Genomic DNA, 25,903 nt, shown 5'->3' on the forward strand with positions numbered 1-25,903 from the left:
GTTTCATTTAGCTTTGTTTTTTCTTCCGGCGGCTCCTATCATTGCTCTGAATGCGAAAGGGACTTTCCCTGCGCCGCACTGATGAGTCAATGAGGAACGGAACATGCTGGAGACATTCTCGCTTGCCGGAAAAGTGGCGATGGTGACCGGGTGCAATACCGGGCTGGGACAAGGCATGGCGCTCGGGCTCGCCGCCGCCGGGTGCGATATCGCAGGCGTCAGCCGTCGTCCTGCGCGGGAGACCGCCGCGAAAGTCCACGCGCTGGGCCGCCGTTTTGTCGCGATTGAGGCGGATTTAGCCACGGCGCCGGTGCAGCCGCTCGTCACAGAGGCCGTCGACGCGCTGGGGCGTATCGATATTCTGGTAAACAACGCCGGGATCATCCGCCGCGATGACGCGCTCGATTTCAGCGAAAAGGACTGGGATGACGTCATGGATCTCAACCTGAAAACCCTGTTCTTTCTCTCGCAGGCCGTCGCCAGGCAGTTTATCGCTCAGGGCAGCGGCGGAAAAATCATTAACGTCGCCTCCATGCTCTCTTTTCAGGGCGGCATTCGCGTACCCTCTTACACCGCGTCGAAAAGCGGCGTGCTGGGCCTGACACGACTGCTCGCCAACGAATGGGCGCCGTATGGCATCAACGTGAACGGCATCGCGCCGGGCTATATGGCGACCAACAATACGCAGGCGCTGCGCGAAGATGCCGAACGCAATGAGGAAATTCTGGCGCGTATTCCGGCAGGCCGTTGGGGTACGCCGGAGGATCTACAGGGGCCGGTGATCTTTCTCGCCTCAAAGGCATCAGATTATGTGAACGGTTATACCCTGGCGGTGGACGGCGGCTGGCTCGCCCGCTGAGCGCAACGCGAGGCGTCATGCGGGCTGCGGTGACAAAGTGTTACACCGTCACCACTTTTCTCTACTGTATAAAAACCCTATACTGGATAGATTGACAGTTACAGGGTTTTATCATGACGGCGGAAGGCCACCTGCTTTTTTCGATTGCCTGCGCGGTATTTGCCAAAAATGCCGAGCTGACCCCTGTGCTGGCGCAGGGCGACTGGTGGCATATTATCCCCTCCGCCATTCTCACCTGCCTGCTGCCCGATATCGATCACCCGAAATCGTTCCTGGGGCAGCGGCTAAAGTGGATATCAAAACCCGTAGCGCGGATGTTCGGCCACCGGGGGTTTACGCACAGTCTGCTGGCGGTCTTCGGCGGGTTGACGCAGTTTCTTCTGAAAGTGCCGGAAACCTGGATACTACCTGCCGATGCGCTGCAAGGGCTGGTGCTCGGTTATCTCAGCCATATTCTCGCCGATATGATAACGCCCGCCGGCGTGCCGCTATTGTGGCCCTGCCGCTGGCGCTTTCGCCTGCCGCTGCTCTATCCGCAAAAAGGCAATCAGCTTGAGCGCGTGTTATGCATGGCGCTGTTTGTCTGGGCGGTGTGGATGCCGCAAAGCATGACCGACAGTAGCGCAATGAAGTGGTCGTCGGCCGCCATTAATTCACTGCAAAACACCTTTAATCGCTTTATTCATCACCAGATGGAACAGTAAATAAACTGAAATTGCGTTTTGATATAAACCATTCCATTTGGATATAAGGCACCCTGTTTTGATTCTGATACCCTTTGCGGCATAAAGGCATGCCATTTCGGCCGTGCCGGTTATAAAAAAATCAGGAGAACGGGGATGAATCTTCCACTGATAGCGAACGTTGTCGCGTTCGTGGTTCTGCTGCTGTTGCTGGCGCGCACGCGCCACACCCAGTGGAGCCTGGCAAAAAAAGTATTACTCGGTCTCGCGATGGGCGTGATCTTTGGCCTGGCGCTGCACACCATCTATGGTTCTGACAGCGAGACGCTGAAAACCTCCATCCAGTGGTTCAACATTGTCGGCAACGGCTATGTGCAACTGCTGCAGATGATCGTGATGCCGCTGGTGTTCGCGATGATCCTGAGCGCCGTGGCGCGTCTGCATAACGCTTCGTCGCTGGGTAAAATCAGTGTGCTGACCATCGGTACGCTGCTGTTTACCACGCTTATCGCGGCGCTGGTCGGCGTGCTGGTGACCAATCTCTTCGGCCTGACGGCGGAAGGTCTGGTGCAGGGCAGCGCGGAAACGGCGCGTCTGAATGCCATTCAGACTAACTACGCCGGTAAAGTCGCCGATCTGACCGTACCGCAGCTGATCCTCTCTTTCATTCCGAAAAACCCGTTCGCCGACCTCACCGGCGCAAGCCCGACGTCCATCATCAGCGTGGTGATTTTCGCGGCGTTCCTGGGCGTAGCGGCGCTGAAACTGCTGAAAGATGACGCGCCGAAAGGCGAGCGCGTGCTGGCCGCTATCGACATCCTGCAGAGCTGGGTGATGAAGCTGGTGCGTCTGGTGATGCAGCTGACGCCATACGGCGTGCTGGCGCTGATGACCAAAGTCGTCGCAGGCTCTAACCTGCAGGACATCATCAAGCTCGGCAGCTTTGTGGTCGCCTCCTATCTGGGCCTGGGCATTATGTTTGTGGTTCACGGTATCCTGCTGGCCGTGAATGGCGTCAGCCCGCTGCGTTACTTCCGCAAAGTGTGGCCGGTGCTGACGTTTGCCTTCACCAGCCGCTCCAGCGCGGCGAGCATTCCGCTGAATGTAGAAGCGCAGACGCGTCGCCTGGGCGTGCCGGAATCCATCGCCTCTTTCGCGGCGTCCTTTGGCGCGACAATTGGCCAGAACGGCTGCGCGGGTCTCTATCCGACCATGCTCGCGGTGATGGTCGCGCCGACGGTCGGTATTAACCCGCTCGACCCGGTGTGGATCGCAACGCTCGTCGGCATCGTGACCTTAAGCTCCGCCGGTGTGGCGGGCGTCGGCGGCGGTGCGACCTTCGCCGCGCTGATCGTACTGCCAGCGATGGGCCTGCCGGTTACGCTGGTGGCGCTGCTGATTTCCGTTGAACCGCTGATCGACATGGGCCGTACCGCGCTCAACGTCAGCGGCTCCATGACCGCAGGCACGCTGACCAGCCAGTGGCTGAAGCAGACGGATAAAGCCATCCTGAACAGCGATGACGAAGCTGAACTGGCGCACCGTTAATCACGTAAGATGATGTTCTTATCAACCCCGGCCAGCGCGCCGGGGTTTTCTTTTATGGGCGTTCAGCGCTGATAAAAACGAAAAAGCCCGCTGTCAGGCGGGCTTTGTTTTTCAGGCGACATCTTTCTTCTGCGCGTCGCGCCGGGCGATAATCCCGCCCTATACCTCATCCTGTTTGAGCTGGTTCGCCCAGCGCTGGGCGGCTTCGGGGCTGCTGAAGGCGGGCGAGCGGCGAAAACGATCCCCGGACATCACAAACGCCACATATTTGCCCTTCAGCCCCCAGACATCCTCAAAACCCTCCATGCGATCCGCATGATCCGGCGGAGCCGGCTCCACGCGTGGAACATAGCTGATAACGGGACGATTCTGATGACGAAGTGGTTTCATAAGCGTCGGATTCACTGGCTGAAAACAAAAGATAAACCACTATGATAGCGGATCGGACGGTCCTGCGTCGCATCCTGCGTGCGCTGTACCGTTCATTTGCCGCTTTTTACGCCGTCGCCTTTTCCGCAAGAACTTCAGTGCTGTTCTATAGTTACCTTACATTTCATGCAGCCATCCGACTGCTTAAGAAAAAGGAAAGGAGACGAGTTCAATGTCGAATGATGAGAAACGCCCTAACCATGAAGCCCCGTTCCACGACGCGCGCTCATCTGAGCCAGGCATGGGGTCGCTGGCGCCTGCCGATGGCGCCCACCGCCCTTCTCCGGCACCCACCCCGCCAGGCGAGCAGCCGACCGCGCCAGGCAGCCTGAAGGCGCCGGATGTCACGAACGATAAGCTCGGCGCGCTGGAGACCTTTCGCAAAGGCGGTGAGAATGAGGCGCTGACAACCAACCAGGGCGTGCGCATCGCCAACGATCAGAACTCGCTGCGCGCCGGCACCCGCGGCCCGACGCTGCTGGAAGATTTCATCCTGCGGGAAAAAATCACGCACTTCGACCACGAGCGTATTCCTGAGCGTATCGTCCACGCGCGCGGCTCTGCCGCCCACGGCTACTTTCAGCCATATAAAAGCCTGAGCGATATCACCAAAGCCGCGTTCTTAAGCGATCCGCAGAAAATCACGCCGGTATTTGTGCGCTTCTCTACGGTACAGGGCGGCGCGGGCTCCGCGGATACGGTGCGCGATATCCGCGGCTTCGCCACCAAGTTTTATACCGAAGAAGGGATTTTCGATCTGGTCGGCAACAATACGCCGGTGTTTTTTATTCAGGACGCCCATAAGTTCCCGGATTTCGTTCATGCCGTGAAGCCGGAGCCGCACTGGGCCATTCCGCAGGGCCAGAGCGCGCATGACACCTTCTGGGATTACGTGTCGCTCCAGCCGGAAACGCTGCATAACGTTATGTGGGCGATGTCTGACCGCGGTATTCCGCGCAGCTACCGCACCATGGAAGGCTTTGGCATTCACACTTTCCGCTTTATCAACGCCGAAGGCAAAGGCACCTTTGTGCGCTTCCACTGGAAGCCGGTGGCGGGTAAAGCGTCGCTTATCTGGGATGAATCGCAGAAACTCACCGGGCGCGATCCGGATTTCCACCGTCGCGATCTCTGGGAGGCCATCGAAGCGGGCGACTACCCGGAATATGAACTCGGCGTGCAGCTGATCCCGGAAGAGGACGAGTTTAAGTTTGATTTTGACCTGCTCGATGCCACCAAGCTCATCCCGGAAGAGCTGGTGCCGGTGCAGCTGGTCGGCAAAATGGTGCTGAACCGCAACCCGGATAACTTCTTCGCTGAAAACGAACAGGCCGCTTTCCATCCGGGCCATATCGTGCCGGGGCTGGATTTCAGCAACGATCCGCTGCTCCAGGGCCGTCTGTTCTCTTACACCGACACCCAGATAAGCCGTCTCGGCGGGCCGAACTTCCACGAAATCCCGATTAACCGCCCGACCTGCCCGTACCATAATTTCCAGCGCGACGGCATGCACCGGATGGATATCGATACCAATCCGGCCAACTACGAGCCAAACTCGATCAACGACAACTGGCCGCGCGAGACGCCGCCTGCGCCAAAAGCGGGAGGGTTTGAAAGCCATCAGGAACGTATTGAGGGCCATAAGATCCGCGAGCGCAGCCCGTCGTTTGGCGAATATTACTCTCAGCCGCGCCTCTTCTGGCAGAGCCAGACGCCGGTTGAGCAGCGCCATATCATCGACGCCTTCAGCTTTGAACTGAGCAAAGTCGTGCGCAGCTATATTCGCGAGCGCGTGGTGGATCACCTCTGCCATATCGATATTTCGCTGGCGCATCCGGTGGCCAATAACCTTGGCATTACGCTTACCGACGAGCAGATGCACGTCGCGCCGCCGAAGGACGTCAACGGGCTGAAGAAAGATCCGTCGCTGAGCCTGTACGCGGTGCCCGGCGGCTCCGTGAAAGGCCGCGTGGTCGCGGTGCTGCTTAACGACCATGTGAAATCCTCCGATCTGCTCGCCATGCTGCAGGCGCTGAAATCGCACGGCGTACACGCCAAACTGCTCTACAGCCGTATGGGTAGCGTAACGGCGGATGATGGCTCGCAACTGGAAGTCGCGGGCACGTTTGCCGGATCGCCATCCGTGACGGTCGATGCCGTACTGGTGCCGGGTGGTGCGGCGAGCGCCCTTGCCGATAACGGCGATGCGGTCTATTACCTGCTGGAGGCGTATAAACACCTGAAAGCGATCGGTCTGATGGGCGACGCACGCGGTCTGAAGCGCCATCTGGCGGTGCCGGACACCGGCGAAGAAGGCATTGTCGAAGCCGACGACGCCTCCGGCAGCTTTATGGATGATTTCATCCACCAGCTCGCCTGCCACCGCGTCTGGGCGCGCACGCCGAAAGTGGCCTCAATTCCGGCTTAACCGTGAATACACCATACAAAAACGCCGCCCATTGCGGCGTTTTTTATTTGCCGGTGCACATCCCATAATATGCAGACGTAAAAAAACCGGCCGGAGCCGGTTTTTCTGTCACAGCGCGATTATTTCTTCGGTGCCTGCGGGTCGGTGTCGTACTCGGCACAGGTCTGGTAGCCGGAGTTCATCACGTGGCCCGTATCGTCCAGCGCGACGAAATAGGTTTCGGTTTTGCCGTTACGGCTGCCCAGAATATAGGTCTGGCAGGTACCGCGAGCGTGGATCATGGTCACTTCAGAAGACGGTTTACCGGCAATCTGCATCACCTGCTGACGGCTCATGCCTTTTTTCACGTCTTTAACTACCGGCTGGGTAAACTGATCGGCGGTGCGATCGTAAGCGGTACACCCTGCCAGCATCGTCATAACAGCCGCTGCACCCAAAAACCCTGCAAACTTCTTGTTCATTGTGTCATCCTCTTTTTTTCAGCGTGTGCAGATAAGCCTGGAATATAAAATAACATTTTTCAACTTGTTACCCAAAACAGCGCCAAATTAAGAGTATTCCCTCAGGCGATGCTGATAGCGCAAAACCACGCAGGGCGGCGACAACTTGTCGTTTTGCCCACAACGGGTTAGCTTTAACAAATCACTGTTTCATGGCCTGCGCGTTGCAGGCGAACAAGACTGGAGGGGTACATGGCATTACAACAAGAAATTATTCAGGCACTTGGTGTGAAACCGCAGATTGACGCTCACGAAGAGATCCGCCGCAGCGTCGATTTTCTCAAATCCTATCTGAAAACGTATCCGTTCCTGAAAACCCTGGTGCTCGGCATCAGCGGCGGTCAGGATTCCACGCTTGCAGGCAAACTGAGCCAGCTTGCCATCAGCGAACTGCGCGATGAAACCGGCGATCAGAGCTATCAGTTTATCGCGGTGCGCCTGCCTTTCGGCGTGCAGTTCGACGAAAAAGATTGTCAGGATGCGCTGGCGTTTATCCAGCCGGATAAAGTGCTGACGGTCAACATTAAAGAAGCGGTGCTGGCGAGCGAGAAAGCGCTGCGCGAAGCAGGCATTGAGCTGAGCGATTTTGTGCGCGGCAACGAAAAAGCACGTGAGCGTATGAAAGCGCAGTACAGCATCGCCGGGATGACCAAAGGCGTTGTCGTGGGCACCGATCATGCGGCCGAAGCCGTCACTGGCTTTTTCACCAAATATGGCGATGGCGGCACCGACATCAACCCGCTGTTCCGTCTTAATAAACGCCAGGGCAAACTGCTGCTGAAAACCCTGGGCTGCCCGGAGCATCTTTACCTTAAAGTGCCGACCGCCGATCTCGAAGACGACCGCCCGTCCCTGCCGGATGAAGTGGCGCTCGGCGTGACGTACGACAACATCGACGATTACCTGGAAGGTAAACAGATTGATGAAAAAATCAGCCAGATCATCGACGGCTGGTATGTGAAAACCGAGCACAAACGTCGCCCGCCGATCACGATTTTCGACGATTTCTGGAAACAGTAATCGCGTTGCGGCAACCTCCCCGGCCGGACCGGGGAGTGGCGCCTCGCTCATCTTTACCTTTTGTACCGCCGCACTTTTTTCACGGATGACGTATGTCAGTTTCCCCGCAGCGCGCTACGCTGCCTGGCCTGCTGGCCATTCTGCTCTGGAGCACCTCCGTCGGTTTATTGCGCAGCATCAGCGAGGCGTTCGGCCCGGTGGGTGGCGCAGCGCTGATTTATACCGTCAGTTCGCTCTGTTTGATGGTGTCGCCAGGGATCATTCACCCTGGCCGCTTACCGCGCCGCTATGTAATCATCGGCGGTGCGCTCTTCGTTGGCTATGAAATCTGCCTCGCGCTGGCGATTGGGCTTGCGCACACCCGCGCGCAGTCGCTGGAGCTTGGGATGATCAACTACCTGTGGCCGAGCCTGACGGTGCTGCTGGCGGTGCTCATCAACGGCCAGCGCTGCCGCGTCTGGCTCTGGCCTGGGCTGCTGCTCGCGATCGCGGGCGTGTTTCAGGTGCTGAAAGGCAACGGCGACTGGTCGCCCGCGCAGCTCTGGCTCAATATGCAGGATAACCCGCCAGCCTATGGTCTCGCGTTCAGCGCCGCGCTGGTCTGGGCGCTCTACTGCAATCTGACGCGCCGCTGGAGCAACGGGCAGAACGGCGTGGCGCTCTTTTTCTGCGCTACCGCCGCCGTCCTCTGGCTGCAATATAGCCTCGCGCCGCAGCCGCCGATGCAGCTTTCGCTTTCTGCCGTCGCGCAACTGCTCTTTATGGGGCTTTCCACCGCGACCGCCTACGCCGCCTGGAACTACAGTATTCAGCACGGCAATATGACGCTGCTCGCCACCGCCTCTTACTTCACGCCGGTGCTCTCGGCGCTGCTGGCAAGCTTGTGGCTCGGCCTCGCGCCGGGCATCGCGTTCTGGCAGGGCGTGGCGATGGTGGTGGCAGGCTCCCTGCTCTGCTGGCTCGCCACGCGCAATCTCAACTAAGATGACGCTTTTTCAACCACACATTCCCTGATAGACTGGATAAGTAAACAGTATTCAGGAGAGTGATGTGGTAAGGCGTACTGGCGCGCCGCGGCTGGAGTTTGAAAAAGCGGCAATTTATGAATATCCCGAGCATCTGCGTCCGTGGCTTGACGATCTGCCAAAGCACCCTGGCGTCTATGTTTTTCATGGCGAAAGCGAAAGCATGCCGCTTTATATCGGCAAGAGCGTCAATATTCGCAGCCGGGTGCTGTCGCACCTGCGCACGCCGGATGAAGCCTCCATGCTGCGTCAGTCGCGGCGCATCACGTTTATCCGCACTGCGGGTGAAATCGGCGCGCTGCTCTTAGAAGCGCAGATGATCAAAGAGCAGCAGCCGCTGTTTAATAAGCGCCTGCGCCGTAACCGCCAGCTCTGCTCCTTGCAGTTCAAGGGCGAAAAGCCAGAAGTGGTTTACGCGCGCGATGTCGATTTCTCGCACCAGCCAGGCCTATATGGTCTCTTTTCGAGCCGCCGCGCGGCGCTCGGCACGTTGCAGTCTATCGCCGACGAACAACAGCTCTGCTACGGCCTGCTGGGGCTGGAGTCGGTGCGCCCGGGGCGCGCCTGTTTCCGCTCGGCGCTGAAACGCTGCGCGGGGGCCTGCTGCGGCAAAGAGCCGCTGGAGGCGCACAACGCGCGTCTGATGGAGGCGCTGGAGCGCATGCGCGTTATCTGCTGGCCGTGGGACGGCCCGGTCGGGCTGCGGGAGAGTTTCGGTGACATGACGCAGTACCATATCATCCATAACTGGTACTGGCTGGGATCGGTCGCCTCGTTAAGCGACGCGGCGAACATCTCGCGCGCGCCGCAGGGCTTTGATAACGACGGCTATCGCATTCTGTGCAAGCCGCTTATCAGCGGCGAGCATGAAATAGTGGAAATCGGCGCGCACGCGCCTCAGAGATAAGTAATTTCGCTGAACAGCACCTGCCCTTCGGCCTTCAGCAGCCGGAGGGTATGACTTCCCTCCTGCCACCAGGCGCCCTGCTCCGGCGTCAGCAGTTTATCGTTAAGCTGCCAGGCGCCGCTTAAGACATACACGATACCGCCGCGCGCTCGGCCGGTTGTAAACGTGCGATCGGCGACGCGCACCTGCGCGCGACAGCGATCGCGCCGGGTCATCAGATTGAAATCCAGCGACATGCGCCCGTCGGTCAGCTCGGCGCGTACCGGGTGTTCGCCCGCGAAGGTAAACGGCTGATGACGTTTTAAGGTATGGCGAAACGCGCCGCCGCCAAGCAGCGTGACTTCGCCGCCATCAAGCAGCGTCACCACGCGGTCAACCTGCGGCACAACGTTAAATTCACCATTACTGGCGAGAGAAGCAATGCTGGCGCGCCAGTTAAAATCCCGGCTCGGCGGATAACAACAGATCTCGCGGGTTTCGCCTGCGCCATTACGCCACAGGTTCACCGGCATCTTTTTGACGTCGAAAAATTCCATCCCCACTCCTGGAACGCGCATCATGCGCAAATCGCCGCAGGCGGGCCGCGGCGAAAATTTATCATTATTGATTAACTGGCCTGGTCATTAGCAACGTCAGAGGATGGCGGTCGCGCACTCTAAACGAGACGCAGGCAAAATACGCCGCACGGCGGCAAACAGGGATGATAACCAACAGAAATTACGTGGCAAGAGGCGCAGAAAAAGAAAAACCGCCGGCCCTGGCCAGCGCCATCAAAGGACGCTTGCCAAAACCGGCGGTCTTAAGCCAGTCAGAAATTATTCTGTATCTGCGGGCATTTTACCTTCCGGAGCCGGACGTTCTGTCAGACGCTTCTCAAAATTGGCATTAAATTGCTTTTTCTGCTCCGGCGTCAGCACGTTATAGATTTTGTTCTGAGTTTCGATGTGCGCCAGCATACGGGCTTTGTGCTGCGCTTCCATTTTATCAATCTGGGCCTGCGCTTTGTCTTTATCGAAGCTGTCGCTGGCGATCAGGTTGTGCATCGCGCGGCGTTCTTCCAGAGACGGGCGCTCGAATTTTTCGCGCTGGGCTTTACGGATGTCGCGAATTTGCTGCTTCTGCGCATCGGTCAGGTTCAGGCCCTGGAACATCATATCGTGATGCGGGCCGCGCGGACCTTTATGGTGCATCATCGGTGCGTTATTCGCGTCAGGTGCCGGGGTCTCCGCCGCCTGTGCCAGATTAGCCGCACCAAGCGCCAGGGTGGAAGCAACGAAGATAGCCGTTAATTTACGCATAATGTTGTCCTTACTTTCAGTTAATTCAGCAACAGATTGTCGCCTTGACGAGATTAATTCTACGGGCAGATTCGTCAATCAGTCAGAGTCTGAGTAAAACAGTGAAAGCATAAAAAACAATTATTGTGCGATTGTGGAGAAAATAAGGAAAAACGGAGGAGAAACTTTTTTAAATATCACAACTGATTGATTGTGAAGAGAGTGTGAGCAGTATATAAGCGCGCCGCTGCAAAATAAAGCGCCACGTTCAGAATTTTCCGTATTATTTTTGCGGCCCACACAGGGCCGCACGTTATTTTATTTCCCGCAGCATTAATCCCGCGCGTAAACCAAGCGCGACGGACGGATTCGGAAACAGCACCCGTTCATTTTCCTGGGCGTAATAGCGCTCATCGTCATCTTCCGCGAGCAGCGTGCCTGCGCTGAATGCCGTGAAATTTTCGGTCTCAGCGGACATATGCAACACAAAGCGATCGCTGCGACGGGTGATTTGCTGCGCCACCTCAAAGCGGCGCGGCGCATCCAGCGCCGCAGGGGCTGGCGAGCCATCCAGCAACGCTGACAGCGCCCGCTGCGTTGGCGCGAACTGGCTGAGATCGTTCTGGCCGAACGGCAGCGCCTTTCCGAGCTCCAGCGTGCAGCTCAGCGCCCCAAAGCGCTCGCACGAAAAGTGCGTGAAGGTGCCGCCCGGCGCGCGGTGAAACACCAACGCCTGTAGCCCGGCGTCGCCAAGCCAGGTGAGAAAATCCTCCGGCCACGCCGTAGTGCGCGCGGGCAGTACGCCAAAGCGCGGGAAGCGCGACGCGCGAATGGCGGTATGCAGATCCAGATGCCAGCGCACCGTTTCATCGCCCGCCGCGAAAAACGTCTCCAGCGCCTGCTCAAGACGTTGGGCGCGGGCGGTTTCCACACCCGGCGTGGCGGTTTGCCAGCGCCCGCCAAACAAACGATTGAGATCGTAATCGATAAACCGGCGACCGGCCCGCAGCGCCGCCGGGCTGCCGAGCACCACCAGCAGTCGCCAGACGAGCGGTTGTTCGCCGCGCACCATCGGCGCGAGGAGCTGCTCCAGCATCTCAACCGGCGCGGTTTCATTACCGTGAATGCCCGCGCTCACCACCAGCGCGCCGCGCACCTCGCCCGCGGGCGTCAGTTGCAGAATGCCTTCATCCAGCCACTCGATAGTCACACCGCCGCGTTGCAGCGTTGTCCTTGCGGGCGTCTCGCCGCGCAGCGTCTTACCAATAAAATCGTCCACAACGTCTCCTTACTGCTGGAACGGATAGACATTGCCGAGCGAAAGCAGGCGCGACAGTTCATCCAGCGCCTCGCGCCCTTCGCGTAGCAACTGCGGGTCCACCAGATCTTCCTGCGTCAGCCGGTCACGGTAATATTTATCCACCCACGCGTTAAGCCGCGTAAAGAGCGCGTCGTTCATCATCACCGCCGGGTTCACCGCCTGGCGCTCGTCGTCCGTCAGCACCACGCGCAGGCGCAGACAGGCGGGGCCGCCGCCGTTGGCCATGCTTTCACGCAAATCAAAAACTTTCAGCTCGCTAACCGGGTTATCCGCCGCCAGCAGCGTATTCAGATAACGCCAGACGCCTTCATGGCGGCGCGACTCCTCCGGCAGCACCAGCACCATGGAACCGTCGTCGCGGCTCAGCAGTTGGCTGTTGAAAAGGTAGGTTTCCACCGCGTCCTGCACCGACACCTCGCCTGCGGGCACCACCAGCGGCGTAAAGCCCGGTACTTTTTCAGCAAGCGCGTCGAACAGCGCCTGCTGATGCAAAAACGCGTGCTCATGGCAGAACAGTACCTGGCGGTTGGAAACCGCAATGACATCGTTATGAAACACGCCCTGGTCGATCACCGCCGGGTTTTGCTGCGCGAACATAACGCGCTGCGGATCCACCTGGTTAAGCCGCGCCACAGCCTGCGACGCTTCCAGCGTCTGGCGCGCCGGGTAGCGGGCGGGCACCAGCGCCCCGCTCTCTTCGCGCCCGTAGATGAAAAGCTGAAGCCCCGGCTCGCCGTAGTCGCCGCCAAGCCGGTTATGGTTGGCCGCGCCTTCGTCGCCGAACATCGCCACCTGCGGCAGCGCGCCGTGTACGGCGAAACGGGATTCATCGCGGAAAATCACCCGCAGCAGCCGTTCGGTGCCGGGCGCTTCGCTGGCGCGGTGGAATTTATTGTTAAGGTTCGCCACGGTCAGATGCACTTTGCCATCCAGCGCGTCGGCGGAAGGACAGACCGTTGCGGCGTTCGCCACCCACATCGACGACGCCGAGCTGGCGGCGGAGAGCAAATGCGGCGCGGCGCGCCAGGCTTTCTCCAGCACCTGTTGATCGCTGCCGGTAAAACCAATCTGGCGCAGCGCCGCGAGGTTTGGGCGTTCCTGCGGCGGGATCACCGCCTGCGGGAAACCGGCGTCCGCCAGCGCTTTCATCTTCGCCAGCCCCTGCTTTGCGGCGAGCTTCGGGTTAGAGACCTGAAAACGATGTTTCGTCGAGGCTTCATTACCGAAAGAGAGCCCGGCGTAGTGGTGGGTCAGCCCCACCAGTCCGTCAAAGTTGACTTCACGTGCTTTCATGCCTGCTCCTTCCCGCTGAAATCGAGGCCGGGGTTTAACGTCTGCGGCAGCGCGAAGGTCGGGCTTTCCAGCGAGGCCATCGGCCAGGCGCAGTAATCGGCCGCATACCAGGCGCTCGGACGGTGATTGCCGGACGCCCCGACGCCGCCGAACGGCGCTGTGCTCGCCGCGCCCGTCAGCGGTTTGTTCCAGTTCACGATACCGGCGCGCGCTTCCAGCAGCAGCTGGTCGAATTTTTCGCGAACCGGCGAAATCAGCCCGCAGGAAAGTCCATAGCGGGTCGCGTTGGCGAGCGTAATCGCGTCGTCGAAATCGTCGTAACGCCAGACGCCCAGCAACGGCCCGAAAATTTCTTCATCCGGCACGTCGCGCACGCCGGTTAGCTCAATAATGCCCGGCGTGAGCAGCGAGCTTCCCGCCTGCACCAGGGCTGGCGTTAACAGCGGCTTGCCGCCGCGCGACAGATGCCCCTGCCAGGCTTCCAGCACACGCTCCGCCGCCTGCGCGCTGATAAGCCCGCCCATAAAGGGCTGCGGCTCGGCGTCCCAGCGGTCGGGGCGCAAACGCCCGGCGATCTCAACGAGGCGCGCCAGGAAGGCGTCGCCCGCGGCACCCCGTTTCACCAGCAGGCGGCGCGCGCAGGTGCAGCGCTGCCCGGCAGTGATAAACGCCGACTGGATAGCCAGATGCACCGCGCCGTCGATATCGTCAGGATCTTCGACAATCAGCGGGTTATTGCCGCCCATCTCCAGCGCCAGGATTTTCTCTGGCTGCCCCGCCAGCTGGCGGTGCAACTGATAACCGGTGCCGGCGCTGCCGGTAAAGAGCAGGCCGTCGAGTTCCGGCCGGGCGGAGAGCGCCTGGCCGGTCGCGCGCGCGCCCTGCACCAGATTCAGCACGCCCGCAGGCAGGCCCGCCTGTTCCCAGAGTTTCATTACGGCTTCGCCGGTGTGCGGCGTCAGTTCGCTCGGTTTAAACACCAGCGTGTTGCCCGCGAGCAGCGCCGGAACGATATGGCCGTTCGGCAGGTGACCGGGGAAGTTATAGGGCCCGAAGACCGCCAGCACGCCATGCGGGCGGTGGCGCAGCGTGGCCGCGCCGTCCGGCATCGGCGAATGCTGTTCGCCGGTGCGGGCCTGGTACGCCTTGAGCGAGATGCCCACTTTATTGATCATCGCGGTCACTTCGGTGGCCGCTTCCCAGCGCGGTTTGCTGGTTTCCAGCGCGATGATGCGCGTCAGTTCGGTTTTATTCGCCTCAAGCAGCGCCGCGAATTTTTCAGCGATAGCCTGACGGTCGGCGAAAGGCCGCTTCGCCCAGGCCGGGAACGCCGCGCGGGCGGCGGCGCAGGCCGCTTGCACCTGCGCGTCGTCCGCCGCATGTCCCTGCCAGAGCAGGCCGCCGCCCACCGGATCGCGTTTTTCCAGCGCTTCGCCCTGCCCCGTTGTCCACTCACCGTTGATCCATAAACTCATACTTTTTTCTCCTCAGGGCACAGGCGCACCAGGCGTACACGATCGCCGTGGCGACATTGCAGGGCATCCAGCGTGGCGGCGTCCAGAATCAGCCTGTCGGCGTCCGGTCTGGCGCGGATCAGCATCACGCGGAAGTTATCGTAATTTTCGTTGGCGACCATACAGGCCGGCAGTTCGTCGTCGATGACCGGCTGGCCTTCCGCCACTTCCACGAGGCGGCTTTTACGGATAGCCCGCACCCGGTCGATATCGCACTCCAGCGTCGGCCCGCCGTCGAAGATGTCGACATAGTTGCGATAGCGGAAGCCTTCGGCCTCCAGCACGGCGCGCGCGGGCGCGGTGTCTTTATGGACCTGGCCAATAACCGACTGCGCCTCTTCGGAAAGAAACTGGGTATAGATAGGATGTTTCGGCATCAGTTCGGCGATAAACGCCTTCTGGCCGGTGCCGCAGAGATAATCGGCGCGGCTGAACTCCATTGAGAAGAAGCGCTGCCCGAGGCTTTCCCAGAACGGCGAGTAGCCATGTTCGTCAATCACCCCACGCATCTCCGCCACCACTTTTTCGTTAAAGCGTTCGCGGAACGCGGCCATAAACATAAAGCGCGATTTGGAGAGCAGATAGCCGTTGCCGTTTTTGCGCCACTCCGGGTCGAGAAACAGCGTGCAGAGCTCGCTGCTGCCGGTGTGATCGTTGCTGAGAAACAGCGTCGGCAGCGCGTTGTAGACATTCAGCTCTTTCGAGGCGTGCACCAGCGTGCCGACGCGGTAGTTATACCAGGGCTCGCTAAGCCCGACGGCCACTTCAATGGCGCAAATGCCGGCAACCGTGCGGCTTTGCGTATCTTCCAATACAAAGACATAGCCCTGATCGCCTGGCGGCAGTTCGCCGCGCCAGGTTTGCAGGGAGCGCTCGACGCGCGCGCTGAGCGTTTTTTCATCTACCGGCAGCGAGGTCAACCCGCCGCCGGTTTTTGCAGCGAGGCGCAATAGCGCCGGAACGTCGTGGTGTGCGACGGGGCGAATCATCATCATGATGCGCCCTCCTTCAGCCAGTTTTCGCAGGCACGCGCCACGCGGGCGAGTCCGGTTTCAATCTCCTGATGGCTTATGTTGAGCGCAGGCGCGAAGCGCAGCACGTTAGCGCCCGCGATCAGCACCATCGCGCCTTCTTTCGCGGCCGCGAGCGAAATCGCCTTCGCCTTGCCTGCATGTTCGTCTTTCAGCACGCAGCCGATGAGCAGCCCCAGGCCGCGGATCTCTTTAAACAGCCCGATGCGCTGGTTGATGGCGTTCAGTTGCTCGACAAACGCGTCGTGACGCGCTTTCACGCCATTAAGCACCTCTGGTGTGTTCACCAGATCCAGCACCTGACCCGCGACCGCCCCCGCCAGCGGGTTGCCGCCGTAGGTGGTGCCGTGCGTACCGACGCCCATCACGGCGGCGCAGCGTTCGGTGGTGAGCATCGCACCAATCGGGAAGCCGCCGCCAAGCGCTTTGGCCGTTGAGAGCACATCCGGCGTCACACCGTAATGCATATAAGCGTAGAGGTGGCCGGTGCGGCCCACGCCGGTCTGCACTTCGTCGAAAATCAGCAGCGCGTTGTGGCGATCGCACAGCTCACGCAGCCCCTGCAGGAAGGCTTTAGTCGCAGGCACCACGCCGCCCTCGCCCTGTACCGGCTCGACAATCACCGCGCAGGTATCGTCATTAATTAACGCGGCGGCGGAATCGAGATCGTTAAACACGGCATGGCTGATTTGCGGCGGCAGCGGCGCGAAATCCTGGGAATAGGCAGGCTGGCCGCCAGCGGAGACGGTAAACAGCGTGCGGCCGTGGAACGCGTTTTTAAAGGCCACGATGCCGCTTTTCTGCGCGCCGTAGTGGTCGTGAGCATATTTGCGGGCGAGCTTCAGCGCCGCCTCGTTGGCTTCCGCGCCAGAGTTACAGAAAAAGACGCGATCGGCGAAGGTGGCGTCGATCAGACGTTTGGCGAGGCGCAGCACCGGCTCGTTGGTATACCCATTGCCGGTATGCCAGATTTTCGCCGCCTGGGTTTCCAGCGCTTCGCGAAGTTTCGGGTGCGCGTGGCCGAGCGCGTTTACCGCGATGCCGCCCGCGAAATCGATATACTCTTTGCCTTCCTGATCCCAGAGCGTGGAACCCTCGGCCCGTACCGGAATAAACGCGGCCGGAGCATAAACGGGGATCATCCACTCATCAAAGTTCTGGCGGGTAATTGACTGCGACATAGCGACCTCGTCCGGTAAATAAAAGGTTGTTTAGTTGTTAATTAAATGTTCATTTGCGCTCTTACTGTAGATTGCACGCTTCGTGCCAGCCAGAGGAGAAAATGCATACCGGAGAGCCAGTGACGCTAAATCAATAGGTTACGAATTGTCGTTATTCACTTTTATTGCATAAAAAGTGAATACTTTTATGACAAAGCGGCCTTCACCATAAAAAAAACCGCACTTTTATGCATTGATAAAATATTGTTCTGGATTTGTGATCGTGACCGGGATTTGCCATGAAAACGCGCCCCTTTTCAGGGCATTCGCGCCGTCATGGTGCAAAAGAATGGGGTTCGCACCGCTTTTAACAATCGTCACAACCTTACCGGGCCGGGAGACGCGCGGGCGGTTTTTCTGTTACCATCGCGCCACTCTTGTTCATCCAGTGTGTTCGCGACTATGAAATTCATCTCTTTTAACATCAATGGCCTGCGCGCCCGCCCTCATCAGCTTGCCGCGCTGGTGGAACAGCATCAGCCGGACGTCATCGGCCTGCAGGAAACTAAAGTCCACGACGATATGTTCCCTCTCGAAGAGGTGGCGAAACTGGGCTACAACGTCTTTTATCATGGCCAGAAAGGCCACTACGGCGTGGCGCTGCTAACCAAAGCAACGCCGGTTTCCGTGCGCCGCGGCTTTCCGGGCGACGGTGAAGAGGCGCAGCGCCGTATCATCATGGCCGAAATCCCTTCTTCTATCGGTGATATTACGGTCATCAACGGCTATTTCCCGCAGGGCGAGAGCCGCGATCACGAGGTGAAATTCCCGGCCAAAGCGAAGTTTTATCAGGATTTGCAGGACTATCTTGAAACAGCGCTGAGCAACGATAAGCCAGTGCTGATTATGGGCGATATGAATATCAGCCCAGGCGATCTGGATATCGGCATCGGCGAAGAGAACCGCAAGCGCTGGCTGCGTACCGGCAAATGTTCGTTCCTGCCGGAAGAGCGCGAATGGATGGGCCGCCTGCTGAACTGGGGGCTTAAAGATACGTTCCGTCACGCTAACCCCGAAACGAGCGACCGCTACTCCTGGTTCGACTACCGCTCGAAAGGCTTTGACGATAACCGCGGCCTGCGCATCGACCTGCTGCTGGCGAGCGATCCGCTGATGGCGCGCCTGGCCGATACCGGCATCGATTACGACATCCGCGCGATGGAAAAACCCTCCGATCACGCGCCGGTCTGGGCGACCTTCTCGCTGTAATCTGTTCCGCTCCTCCTGTACGGGGAGGAGCCTTTGCGGAAAATCACCATGCAAATCATTGATGTCGTGGCGGCAATTATCGTGCGCGAGGGCCGTTTGCTGCTGGCGCAGCGCTCGCCTGATGGCGATCAGCCGGGGCTGTGGGAATTTCCCGGCGGCAAAGTGGAGCCGGGCGAAAGCCAGCCTGCGGCGCTGGCGCGTGAGCTTACCGAAGAGCTGGCGATAAGCGCGCGTATTGGCCCGTATGTGGCAAGCCACACGCGTGAGGTTTCCGGGCGGGTTATTCGGTTACATGCGTGGCAGGTGGACGATTTCGACGGCGAGCCGCAGGCGCTGTGCCACAGTGCGCTCGTCTGGTGTGCGCCGCGCGAGGCGTTCGACTATGCGCTCGCCCCGGCGGATATTCCACTGCTGGAAGCGTTTATGTCCGCACGCGACGCCACACCAGCGGATTCGTGCTGAGGGTTTTCTCGTCGCGCTGGCACTGCAACAGCACGCCATCGGCTTTGATGACCGCCCCTTCTGAGTAGTTCTGATCCTGATAGACGCAGCACTGAACACACTGCTGCTGCGAACGCTGGCCGCCGGTACTGAACACCTCTTCCGGCACGTTGACCTGCACATCCGGACGCAGCCTGTCGGCGCCCGCCGGCAGTGTGGCCAGCAGCGCCAGCGCCGCCAGTAAGCATTTTTTCACTGACACCCCGTTTCCCCTCTTGTGATGTTCCTGATTTCACTATAGCGCGTCGCGCTCTCCTTAAGAGGTTATCGGCGAGACGGGCGCGGAGTTTAGCGCGGCGGTTTACTCCGCCGCAGGCTGGGCGCTACCGCGCTTGCGGGACGCAGGCTTTTTGCCGCCTTTGCCCGCGCGGCGTTTTTGCGCCTGCTGGGGAGCCACCAGACCGCGGAACTGACGCACCGGCGCACTACGCGCCTGATCAATGAGCGTGTAGAGCGTCTGCACCAGCGGCTGCATGAAATCCTGATAGCGGCACTGTTTTTCGCTGATTTGCGTCAGCGTCGATTCCCACTGCGCGGTCATGTCCGGGCGCGCGGCAAGCTCCGGCAATGCGTGGATCAGCGCTTTCCCGGCGGGCGTCGAATGAATATAGCGCCCCTGCTTTTCAAGGAAACCGCGCTTAAACAGAAGCTCGATAATGCCCGCGCGGGTCGCTTCGGTGCCAAGCCCGTCGGTGGCGCGCAGGATCTTCTTCAGATCTTTATCCTGCACGAAACGCGCGATGCCGGTCATGGCCGAGAGCAGCGTGGCGTCAGTAAAGTGGCGCGGCGGCTGGGTCTGGCGTTCAACCACTTCGCCACGCTCGCAGTGCAGCTCGTCGCCTTTTGCCACCACCGGTAGCGGCGTACCGTCGTTCTCTTCGTCGCGCTCTTTCGCGCCCAGCAGCGCGCGCCAGCCCGTTTCCGCCAGAAAGCGCGCTTTGGCGATAAATTTGCCGCCGGCTATCTCAAGCTCAATGACGCATTTGCGAAACTGCGCGTCCTGGCAGAACTGCATCAGGTACTGACGGGCGATAAGCCCGTAGATTTTCGCCTCGCCGTCAGAGAGCGACGCGGGCGCGCTGCGCGCTGTGGGGATAATGGCGTGGTGCGCGTCCACTTTTTTGTCATCCCAGCAGCGGTTGCGGCGCTCCGGATCGACCGCGGGCTGCGGCAGGAGATCCGGCGCGTGAACGCCTATCGCCTTCAGCACCGCATGGCGGCCCGCGAAGTGTTCTTCCGGCAGGTAGCGGCAGTCGGAGCGCGGATACGTAATGAGTTTGTGGGTTTCGTACAGCTTCTGGCAGATATCCAGCACCGTCTGCGCGCTCAGGTTGAAGCGTCTCGCGGCCTCGATTTGCAGCGTCGAGAGCGAGAACGGCAGCGGCGCGGCCTCGCTTTCGCGCTTGTCGTTATAGCTGGTAACCAGCGCAGGCTGTCCTTCAATGCGCTTAACGACATGCTCCGCCAGCGCGCGGTTGAGGAGCCGCCCTTCTTCATCCTGATAAGGCTCGCAGGCCTCGCTTGGCTGCCAGAGGGCGGTAAAGCGCTCCTGCGCGGGCGTAATGATGTGCGCTTTGACCTCAAAGAAATCTTTGGCGACGAAGTTTTCAATCTCTTCGTCGCGCCGCACCACCAGCCCCAGCACAGGCGTCTGGACGCGGCCTACCGAGAGCACGCCCTGGTAGCCCGCGTTCTGCCCGAGCAGCGTCCAGGCGCGCGTCATGTTAATGCCGTAAAGCCAGTCCGCGCGGGCGCGGGCGAGCGCCGAGGTGCTGAGCGGCACAAACTCGCGGTTCTCGCGCAGCTTGTCGATAGCGCGCTCCACCGCCTGCGGGTTGAGATCGTTAATCAGGCAGCGGCGCACCTGCTGGCGCTTTTCCGCAGGCAGTTGCAGGTAGTCGAGCACTTCATCCACCAGCAGTTGCCCTTCGCGATCCGGGTCGCCTGCGTGAACAATCTCCTGCGCCTCGCGCAGCAGCTTTTTGATGACGTTAAGCTGCTTTGCGACAGACGGTTTCGGCTGGAGTTGCCACTTTTCCGGCACGATGGGTAAGTCGGCGAGATTCCAGCGGCCATAACGACTGTCATAGGCGTCCGGCTGCGCCTGCTCCAGCAGATGCCCGACGCACCAGGTGACCACCTGGCCGTTCCCGCACTCAATAAACCCGTCGCCCCGGCGGTGCGGTTTCGGCAACACGTCGGCGATGGCGCGCCCCAGACTGGGCTTTTCGGCAATAAACAACCGCATCGATTAGCGAATCTCCACCATCGGACGGCCGCCGCGCGCGGTTTTCAGCTCGCCAATGGCGCTAAGCGTGATGCCATGCTGTGCCGCCACGGCCTGCACCTGCGCTTCTGCGGCTGGCTCCACCGCCAGCAGCAGGCCGCCGGAGGTTTGCGGATCGCACAGCAGGCTGCGCCAGGCGTCCGGCATGTCGCCCATCAGGTGGCCGTAGCTCGCAAAGTTACGGCTGGTGCCGCCCGGCACCGCGCCCTGCGCGATGTATTCTTCAACGCCTGGCAGTTTCGGCACGGCCTCATACCAGAGCTCCGCCTGCAGGCCCGCGCCCTGGCACACTTCGCTGAGGTGTCCCAGTAGCCCGAAGCCGGTGACATCCGTCATCGCCCGGACGCCGTCGATCTCTGCGAAATCAGCGCCCGCTTTATTCATGGTGCACATCACTTCTGTCGCCAGCCCCTGATGCTCAGGGCGCAGCAGCGATTTTTTCTCGGCGGTGGTCAGCACGCCGATACCCAGCGGTTTGGTGAGAAAGAGTTTGCAGCCCGCCTCGGCGGTGCTGTTTTTCTTCACGCGTTCGGTCGGCACGACGCCTGTGACCGCCAGGCCGAAAATCGGCTCCGGCGCGTCGATGGAGTGGCCGCCCGCGAGCGCAATGCCCGCCTGCTGACACGCAAAGCGCCCGCCTTCCACCACCTCGCGCGCGATTTCCGGCGCGAGCGTGTTAACCGGCCAGCCGAGGATCGCAATCGCCATGATCGGTTTGCCGCCCATCGCGTAGATGTCGCTGATGGCGTTGGTCGCAGCGATTCGGCCGAAATCGAACGGGTTGTCCACGATAGGCATGAAGAAATCCGTGGTGCTGATAACGCTCGTGCCGTTGCCGAGATCGTACACCGCCGCGTCGTCGCGCGTTTCGTTGCCGACAAGCAAGTTGGGGTCGATAAACTTCGCCTGATCGCTGTGCAGGATGGTTTCCAGCACCTTCGGGGAAATTTTACAACCGCAACCTGCTCCGTGGCTGTACTGGGTCAGACGAATCGCTTGCTCACTCATGGACCGCTCCTTGTTTGGTCAGAATCAGGTGATCGTTGTCATTCGATAAAGCGCGCTTATGGTAGCGCCAGAAAGACGGGGTGGTAAGTATGGCTGTCTGAATTGCGCCGCTTTTGCTCACAATCCAGACAGTTTTGCGCGTGGCCTTCAGAAATGACGCACGAAGGGGGCGGTGTCCGGCAGGTTAATCGTGGTGGAGGCCTTCAGTTGCGGCGTGCCGAGGTAGAGAAAACCGACAATCTGATCCTGCTCGCGGCATTCAAACGCCTCGCGCACCAGAGCGTTGTCGGTAAACGGCCCGCTGCGCCAGATGCCGTTAAAGCCCTGGGCGAGCGCCGCCATCTGCATCGCCATCACCGCGCAACCTGCGCTGACCACCTGCTCCCAGCGCGGCACTTTGTGGTGTTCTTCGCAATGCGCCACCACGGTGATGATAAGCGGCGCGCGGAACGGCGCGTTGCGGGCTTTGTCGATGGCCTTCTCATCCTGACCGTCAGCGATGGCGGCTTTCTCCAGCAGCGCGCTGAAACGCTCGCGCCCTTCGCCTTCAATGATAAAGAAACGCCACGGCTGCAGTGTGCCGTGATCCGGCGCGCGCAGGCCCGCCCGCAGAATATTTTCCAGCGCGTCGCCCGCTGGGGCAGGCTCAGCGAGACGTGAGGCGCTGCGGCGGTTGACCAGCATATCTAATGCATCCATCTCAACTCTCCTTTGATGATTTTTACTCATAAAATTAACACAGCGGTATGTTTTGTTACACCCTGCCCGCGTTTCCTGCTGACAAGCCCGCCCGTGGTATTTACACTTTGTCGGCGTCCCGCCTGTAGCGGGAGGTTACGGGGTTCCCCGTTATTCACGGATTAGGGAGAGTAAATGCGTACCCTTTGGCGAATTATTGCCGGATTCTTTAAGTGGACCTGGCGCCTGCTCAATATCATCAGAGAGCTGGTGATGAATCTGCTGTTTCTCCTGCTGGTGCTGGTGTGCGTCGGCGTCTGGATGCAGTTTAACAGCGGCCCGTCTGAGCCCGGACGCGGCGCGCTGCTGCTTGATATCAGCGGCGTGGTAGTGGATAAACCGTCGGTCAATAATAAGCTTGGCGCGCTGGGCCGTCAGCTCTTTGGCGCAAGCTCCGACCGCTTACAGGAAAATTCGCTGTTTGATATCGTCAATGCGATTCGCCAGGCGAAGGACGATCGCAATATCACCGGCATCGTGCTGGATCTGAAAGATTTCGCCGGCGCCGATCAGCCGTCGATGCAGTATATCGGCAAGGCGCTGCGCGAATTCCGCGACGCCGGCAAACCGGTGTACGCCATCGGCGAAAGCTACAGCCAGGGCCAGTATTACCTCGCGAGCTTCGCCAATAAGATTTGGCTCTCGCCGCAGGGCACCGTCGATCTGCACGGCTTCGCCACCAATGGCCTCTACTACAAATCACTGCTCGATAAGCTGAAAGTGACCACGCATGTGTTCCGCGTCGGCACCTATAAATCCGCCGTCGAGCCGTTTATCCGCGACGATATGTCGCCCGCCGCCCGTGAAGCCGACAGCCGCTGGATTGGCGAACTGTGGCAGAACTACCTCGGCACGATCGCGGCTAACCGTCAGGTACCGGCAAGCCAGATCTTCCCTGGCGCTCAGGCGATGATCGCGGGTCTTGAAGCCGCAGGCGGCGATACCGCGAAATACGCGCTCGACAATAAGCTGGTGGATGAACTGGCGAGCAGCGCGGCCATCGACAAAGCGCTGGTGAAACAGTTTGGCTGGAGCGACAAGGATAAAGATTTCCGCGCCGTCAGTATTTACGACTACCCGGTGAACAAGCCGTCCGAACAGGGCGAGAGCATTGCCGTGGTGTTCGCTAATGGCGCCATCATGGATGGCGAAGAGACGCCGGGGAACGTCGGCGGTGATACCACTGCCGCGCAGATCCGCGACGCGCGTCTGGATCCGAAAGTGAAAGCCATTGTGCTGCGGGTGAACAGCCCGGGCGGCAGCGTGACGGCTTCAGAAACCATCCGCCAGGAGCTGGCGGCGGCGAAAGAAGCCGGTAAACCGGTGGTGGTGTCGATGGGCGGCATGGCGGCGTCCGGCGGTTACTGGATCTCCACACCCGCTAACTACATCGTTGCGAACCCCAGCACGCTCACCGGCTCTATCGGTATCTTTGGTGTTATCAACACGATGGAAAACAGCCTGGATGCGATTGGCGTGCATACCGACGGCGTGGCGACCTCGCCGCTCGCCGATGTGTCGGTGACCAAAGCGCTGCCGCCGGAAGTGCAAAAGCTGATGCAGTTAACCATCGAAAACGGTTATCAGCGCTTTATCGGCCTGGTGGCGCAGTCGCGTAACAAAACCCCGCAGCAGATTGACCAGATTGCGCAGGGCCACGTCTGGACGGGTGAAGACGCGAAGCAAAACGGTTTGGTGGACAGCCTTGGCGATTTCGACGACGCCGTGAAGAAAGCCGCCGAGCTTGCGAAGCTGAAATCCTGGCATCTCGATTTCTATCAGGATGAGCCTGGCTTTATCGATATGGTGATTGCCAACCTGACCGGCTCGGTGCACGCGATGCTGCCGCAGGCGCTTCAGGCCTGGCTGCCTGCGCCGGTGGCAGATGCGGCGCTGGCGGCGAAGAAGGAAGGCGATAAGCTCGCGGCCTTTAACGATCCGCAGAACCGTTACGCTTTCTGCCTCACCTGCGGCGACGTGCGCTAACGCGTCAGCGTCGACCCTGTCACAGCCCGGCCAGCGCCGGGCTGATTTTTTTGCGCAGCACCTCTATACTGCGCGGGTTTATGCACAACGAAAGCTGACCTATGCAAAAGAAATCGATTTACGTTGCCTATACCGGCGGCACCATCGGTATGCAACGCTCCGAACACGGCTACATTCCCGTCTCCGGCCATCTCCAGCAGCAGCTCGCCCAGATGCCGGAGTTTCACCGCCCCGAAATGCCGGATTTCACCATTCACGAATATGCGCCCCTGATGGACTCTTCCGATATGACGCCGCAGGACTGGCAGCATATCGCCGAAGATATCAAAGCCCATTACGATGAATATGACGGCTTTGTGATCCTGCATGGCACCGATACGATGGCGTTCACGGCGTCGGCGCTCTCGTTTATGCTGGAGAATCTCAGCAAGCCGGTTATCGTCACCGGCTCGCAGATCCCGCTCGCTGAGCTGCGCTCCGACGGGCAGACCAACCTGCTGAACTCCCTCTACGTGGCGGCGAACTACCCGATTAGCGAAGTGACGCTGTTCTTCAACAACCGGCTCTATCGCGGCAACCGCACCACCAAAGCCCACGCTGACGGTTTCGACGCGTTTGCCTCCCCTAACCTGCCGCCGCTGCTGGAAGCGGGCATTCATATTCGTCGCCTGAATACGCCACCTGCCCCACACGGCCACGGCGAACTGTGCGTGCACCCGATCACCCCGCAGCCTATCGGCGTGGTGACGATCTATCCGGGCATTTCCGCTGACGTGGTGCGTAACTTCTTACGCCAGCCGGTGCGGGCGCTGATCCTGCGCTCTTACGGTGTCGGCAACGCGCCGCAGCACGGCGAGTTCCTCAAAGAGTTGCAGGAAGCGTGCTCGCGCGGGATTGTGGTGGTTAACCTGACGCAGTGTATGTCCGGCAAAGTGAACATGGGCGGCTATGCTACCGGCAACGCGCTGGCCCATGCGGGCGTCATCAGCGGCTTCGACATGACGGTCGAGGCGACGCTCACCAAACTGCACTATCTGTTAAGCCAGGGGCTGGAGCCGCAGGCAATTCGCGAAGCGATGATGCGTAACCTGCGCGGCGAGCTGACCCCGGACGATTAAA

At 59.9% G+C, this 25,903-nt stretch carries 24 protein-coding genes; 11 read left to right on the forward strand and 13 right to left on the reverse strand.

Annotation, left to right across the window (positions count from 1 at the left end):
- Positions 1-103: 103 nt before the first annotated feature.
- From kduD to AFK66_RS11070, 3 genes are all read left to right on the forward strand, one after another.
- Positions 104-859: a 2-dehydro-3-deoxy-D-gluconate 5-dehydrogenase KduD gene (gene kduD, locus AFK66_RS11060; RefSeq protein WP_007783626.1), complete on the forward strand. Its 756-nt coding sequence runs from the start codon at positions 104-106 to the stop codon at positions 857-859.
- A gap of 113 nt (positions 860-972) precedes the next feature.
- Positions 973-1,563 carry a metal-dependent hydrolase gene (locus AFK66_RS11065; RefSeq protein WP_007783625.1) on the forward strand — a complete coding sequence of 197 codons (591 nt, stop codon included), beginning with the start codon at positions 973-975 and terminating at the stop codon, positions 1,561-1,563.
- Between the two features lie 135 nt (positions 1,564-1,698).
- A complete protein-coding gene (locus tag AFK66_RS11070; RefSeq protein ID WP_007783623.1) occupies positions 1,699-3,090 on the forward strand; it encodes an L-cystine transporter in 1,392 nt (463 codons plus the stop codon).
- A 159-nt stretch (positions 3,091-3,249) separates the two neighbouring features.
- On the opposite strand, the gene cedA is transcribed toward AFK66_RS11070, so the two are convergent.
- Entirely contained in the window at positions 3,250-3,480 is a 231-nt protein-coding gene (gene cedA / locus AFK66_RS11075) for a cell division activator CedA (protein ID WP_038882525.1), read from the reverse strand.
- Between the two features lie 211 nt (positions 3,481-3,691).
- On the opposite strand from cedA, the gene katE reads away from it, so the two are divergent.
- Complete coding sequence (gene katE / locus AFK66_RS11080; RefSeq protein ID WP_007783621.1) at positions 3,692-5,947, forward strand: catalase HPII; 2,256 nt, start codon at positions 3,692-3,694, stop codon at positions 5,945-5,947.
- A gap of 119 nt (positions 5,948-6,066) precedes the next feature.
- Here katE and osmE read toward each other — a convergent pair whose 3' ends face one another.
- On the reverse strand, positions 6,067-6,408 hold the full coding sequence (gene osmE, locus AFK66_RS11085; protein ID WP_004387341.1) for an osmotically-inducible lipoprotein OsmE: 342 nt from the start codon (positions 6,406-6,408) through the stop codon (positions 6,067-6,069).
- Between the two features lie 231 nt (positions 6,409-6,639).
- Here osmE and nadE point away from each other — a divergent pair, with 231 nt between their 5' ends.
- The 3 genes from nadE (at position 6,640) to cho (ending at position 9,399) form a co-directional block, all read left to right on the forward strand.
- Entirely contained in the window at positions 6,640-7,467 is an 828-nt protein-coding gene (nadE, locus tag AFK66_RS11090; protein WP_004387342.1) for an ammonia-dependent NAD(+) synthetase, read from the forward strand.
- A gap of 92 nt (positions 7,468-7,559) precedes the next feature.
- Positions 7,560-8,450 carry an aromatic amino acid DMT transporter YddG gene (gene yddG, locus AFK66_RS11095; protein WP_007783617.1) on the forward strand — a complete coding sequence of 297 codons (891 nt, stop codon included), beginning with the start codon at positions 7,560-7,562 and terminating at the stop codon, positions 8,448-8,450.
- A 67-nt stretch (positions 8,451-8,517) separates the two neighbouring features.
- On the forward strand, positions 8,518-9,399 hold the full coding sequence (gene cho, locus AFK66_RS11100; protein ID WP_023898912.1) for an excinuclease Cho: 882 nt from the start codon (positions 8,518-8,520) through the stop codon (positions 9,397-9,399).
- Here the strand turns inward: cho and ves are convergent.
- From ves to astC, 7 genes are all read right to left on the reverse strand, one after another.
- Positions 9,390-9,935: an environmental stress-induced protein Ves gene (gene ves, locus AFK66_RS11105; protein ID WP_014729086.1), complete on the reverse strand. Its 546-nt coding sequence runs from the start codon at positions 9,933-9,935 to the stop codon at positions 9,390-9,392. The genes cho and ves overlap by 10 nt on opposite strands.
- A gap of 279 nt (positions 9,936-10,214) precedes the next feature.
- Complete coding sequence (spy, locus tag AFK66_RS11110) at positions 10,215-10,697, reverse strand: ATP-independent periplasmic protein-refolding chaperone Spy (RefSeq protein WP_007783607.1); 483 nt, start codon at positions 10,695-10,697, stop codon at positions 10,215-10,217.
- Between the two features lie 292 nt (positions 10,698-10,989).
- On the reverse strand, positions 10,990-11,955 hold the full coding sequence (astE, locus tag AFK66_RS11115) for a succinylglutamate desuccinylase (RefSeq protein WP_023898913.1): 966 nt from the start codon (positions 11,953-11,955) through the stop codon (positions 10,990-10,992).
- A gap of 9 nt (positions 11,956-11,964) precedes the next feature.
- Positions 11,965-13,290, reverse strand: a complete 1,326-nt coding sequence (gene astB / locus AFK66_RS11120) for an N-succinylarginine dihydrolase (RefSeq protein WP_023898914.1) — start codon at positions 13,288-13,290, stop codon at positions 11,965-11,967.
- On the reverse strand, positions 13,287-14,765 hold the full coding sequence (astD, locus tag AFK66_RS11125; RefSeq protein ID WP_023898915.1) for a succinylglutamate-semialdehyde dehydrogenase: 1,479 nt from the start codon (positions 14,763-14,765) through the stop codon (positions 13,287-13,289). The genes astB and astD overlap by 4 nt, the downstream gene beginning before the upstream one ends.
- Positions 14,762-15,799, reverse strand: coding sequence for an arginine N-succinyltransferase (gene astA, locus AFK66_RS11130; RefSeq protein ID WP_007783595.1), 1,038 nt, complete (start codon positions 15,797-15,799; stop codon positions 14,762-14,764). Before astA ends, astD begins: the two co-directional genes overlap by 4 nt.
- Complete coding sequence (gene astC / locus AFK66_RS11135; protein ID WP_023898917.1) at positions 15,796-17,016, reverse strand: succinylornithine/acetylornithine transaminase; 1,221 nt, start codon at positions 17,014-17,016, stop codon at positions 15,796-15,798. Before astC ends, astA begins: the two co-directional genes overlap by 4 nt.
- A gap of 441 nt (positions 17,017-17,457) precedes the next feature.
- On the opposite strand from astC, the gene xthA reads away from it, so the two are divergent.
- Entirely contained in the window at positions 17,458-18,264 is an 807-nt protein-coding gene (gene xthA / locus AFK66_RS11140) for an exodeoxyribonuclease III (protein WP_007783587.1), read from the forward strand.
- A 48-nt stretch (positions 18,265-18,312) separates the two neighbouring features.
- Entirely contained in the window at positions 18,313-18,726 is a 414-nt protein-coding gene (locus AFK66_RS11145) for a pyrimidine (deoxy)nucleoside triphosphate diphosphatase (protein ID WP_023898919.1), read from the forward strand.
- On the opposite strand, the gene AFK66_RS11150 is transcribed toward AFK66_RS11145, so the two are convergent.
- The 4 genes from AFK66_RS11150 to AFK66_RS11165 all read right to left on the reverse strand — a co-directional run bounded on the left by AFK66_RS11150 (position 18,686) and on the right by AFK66_RS11165 (position 22,759).
- On the reverse strand, positions 18,686-18,967 hold the full coding sequence (locus AFK66_RS11150) for a DUF1496 domain-containing protein (RefSeq protein WP_007783577.1): 282 nt from the start codon (positions 18,965-18,967) through the stop codon (positions 18,686-18,688). The two genes, AFK66_RS11145 and AFK66_RS11150, sit on opposite strands and share 41 nt — an antisense overlap.
- A gap of 99 nt (positions 18,968-19,066) precedes the next feature.
- Positions 19,067-21,013, reverse strand: coding sequence for a DNA topoisomerase III (locus tag AFK66_RS11155; protein WP_023898920.1), 1,947 nt, complete (start codon positions 21,011-21,013; stop codon positions 19,067-19,069).
- A 3-nt stretch (positions 21,014-21,016) separates the two neighbouring features.
- Positions 21,017-22,060: a selenide, water dikinase SelD gene (selD, locus tag AFK66_RS11160; RefSeq protein ID WP_007783567.1), complete on the reverse strand. Its 1,044-nt coding sequence runs from the start codon at positions 22,058-22,060 to the stop codon at positions 21,017-21,019.
- Positions 22,061-22,207: 147 nt separating this feature from the next.
- Positions 22,208-22,759, reverse strand: coding sequence for an NAD(P)H nitroreductase (locus AFK66_RS11165; protein ID WP_007783566.1), 552 nt, complete (start codon positions 22,757-22,759; stop codon positions 22,208-22,210).
- Between the two features lie 174 nt (positions 22,760-22,933).
- Here AFK66_RS11165 and sppA point away from each other — a divergent pair, with 174 nt between their 5' ends.
- The gene (sppA, locus tag AFK66_RS11170) at positions 22,934-24,784 is read left to right on the forward strand and encodes a signal peptide peptidase SppA (RefSeq protein ID WP_007783565.1); all 1,851 of its coding nucleotides are present in this window, start codon (positions 22,934-22,936) and stop codon (positions 24,782-24,784) included.
- 101 nt (positions 24,785-24,885) lie between these two features.
- Positions 24,886-25,902 carry an asparaginase gene (gene ansA / locus AFK66_RS11175; protein ID WP_007783563.1) on the forward strand — a complete coding sequence of 339 codons (1,017 nt, stop codon included), beginning with the start codon at positions 24,886-24,888 and terminating at the stop codon, positions 25,900-25,902.
- Position 25,903: the final 1 nt, after the last annotated feature.

It is taken from the genome of Cronobacter malonaticus LMG 23826 (assembly GCF_001277215.2).
Taxonomy (GTDB): Bacteria; Pseudomonadota; Gammaproteobacteria; order Enterobacterales; family Enterobacteriaceae; genus Cronobacter; species Cronobacter malonaticus.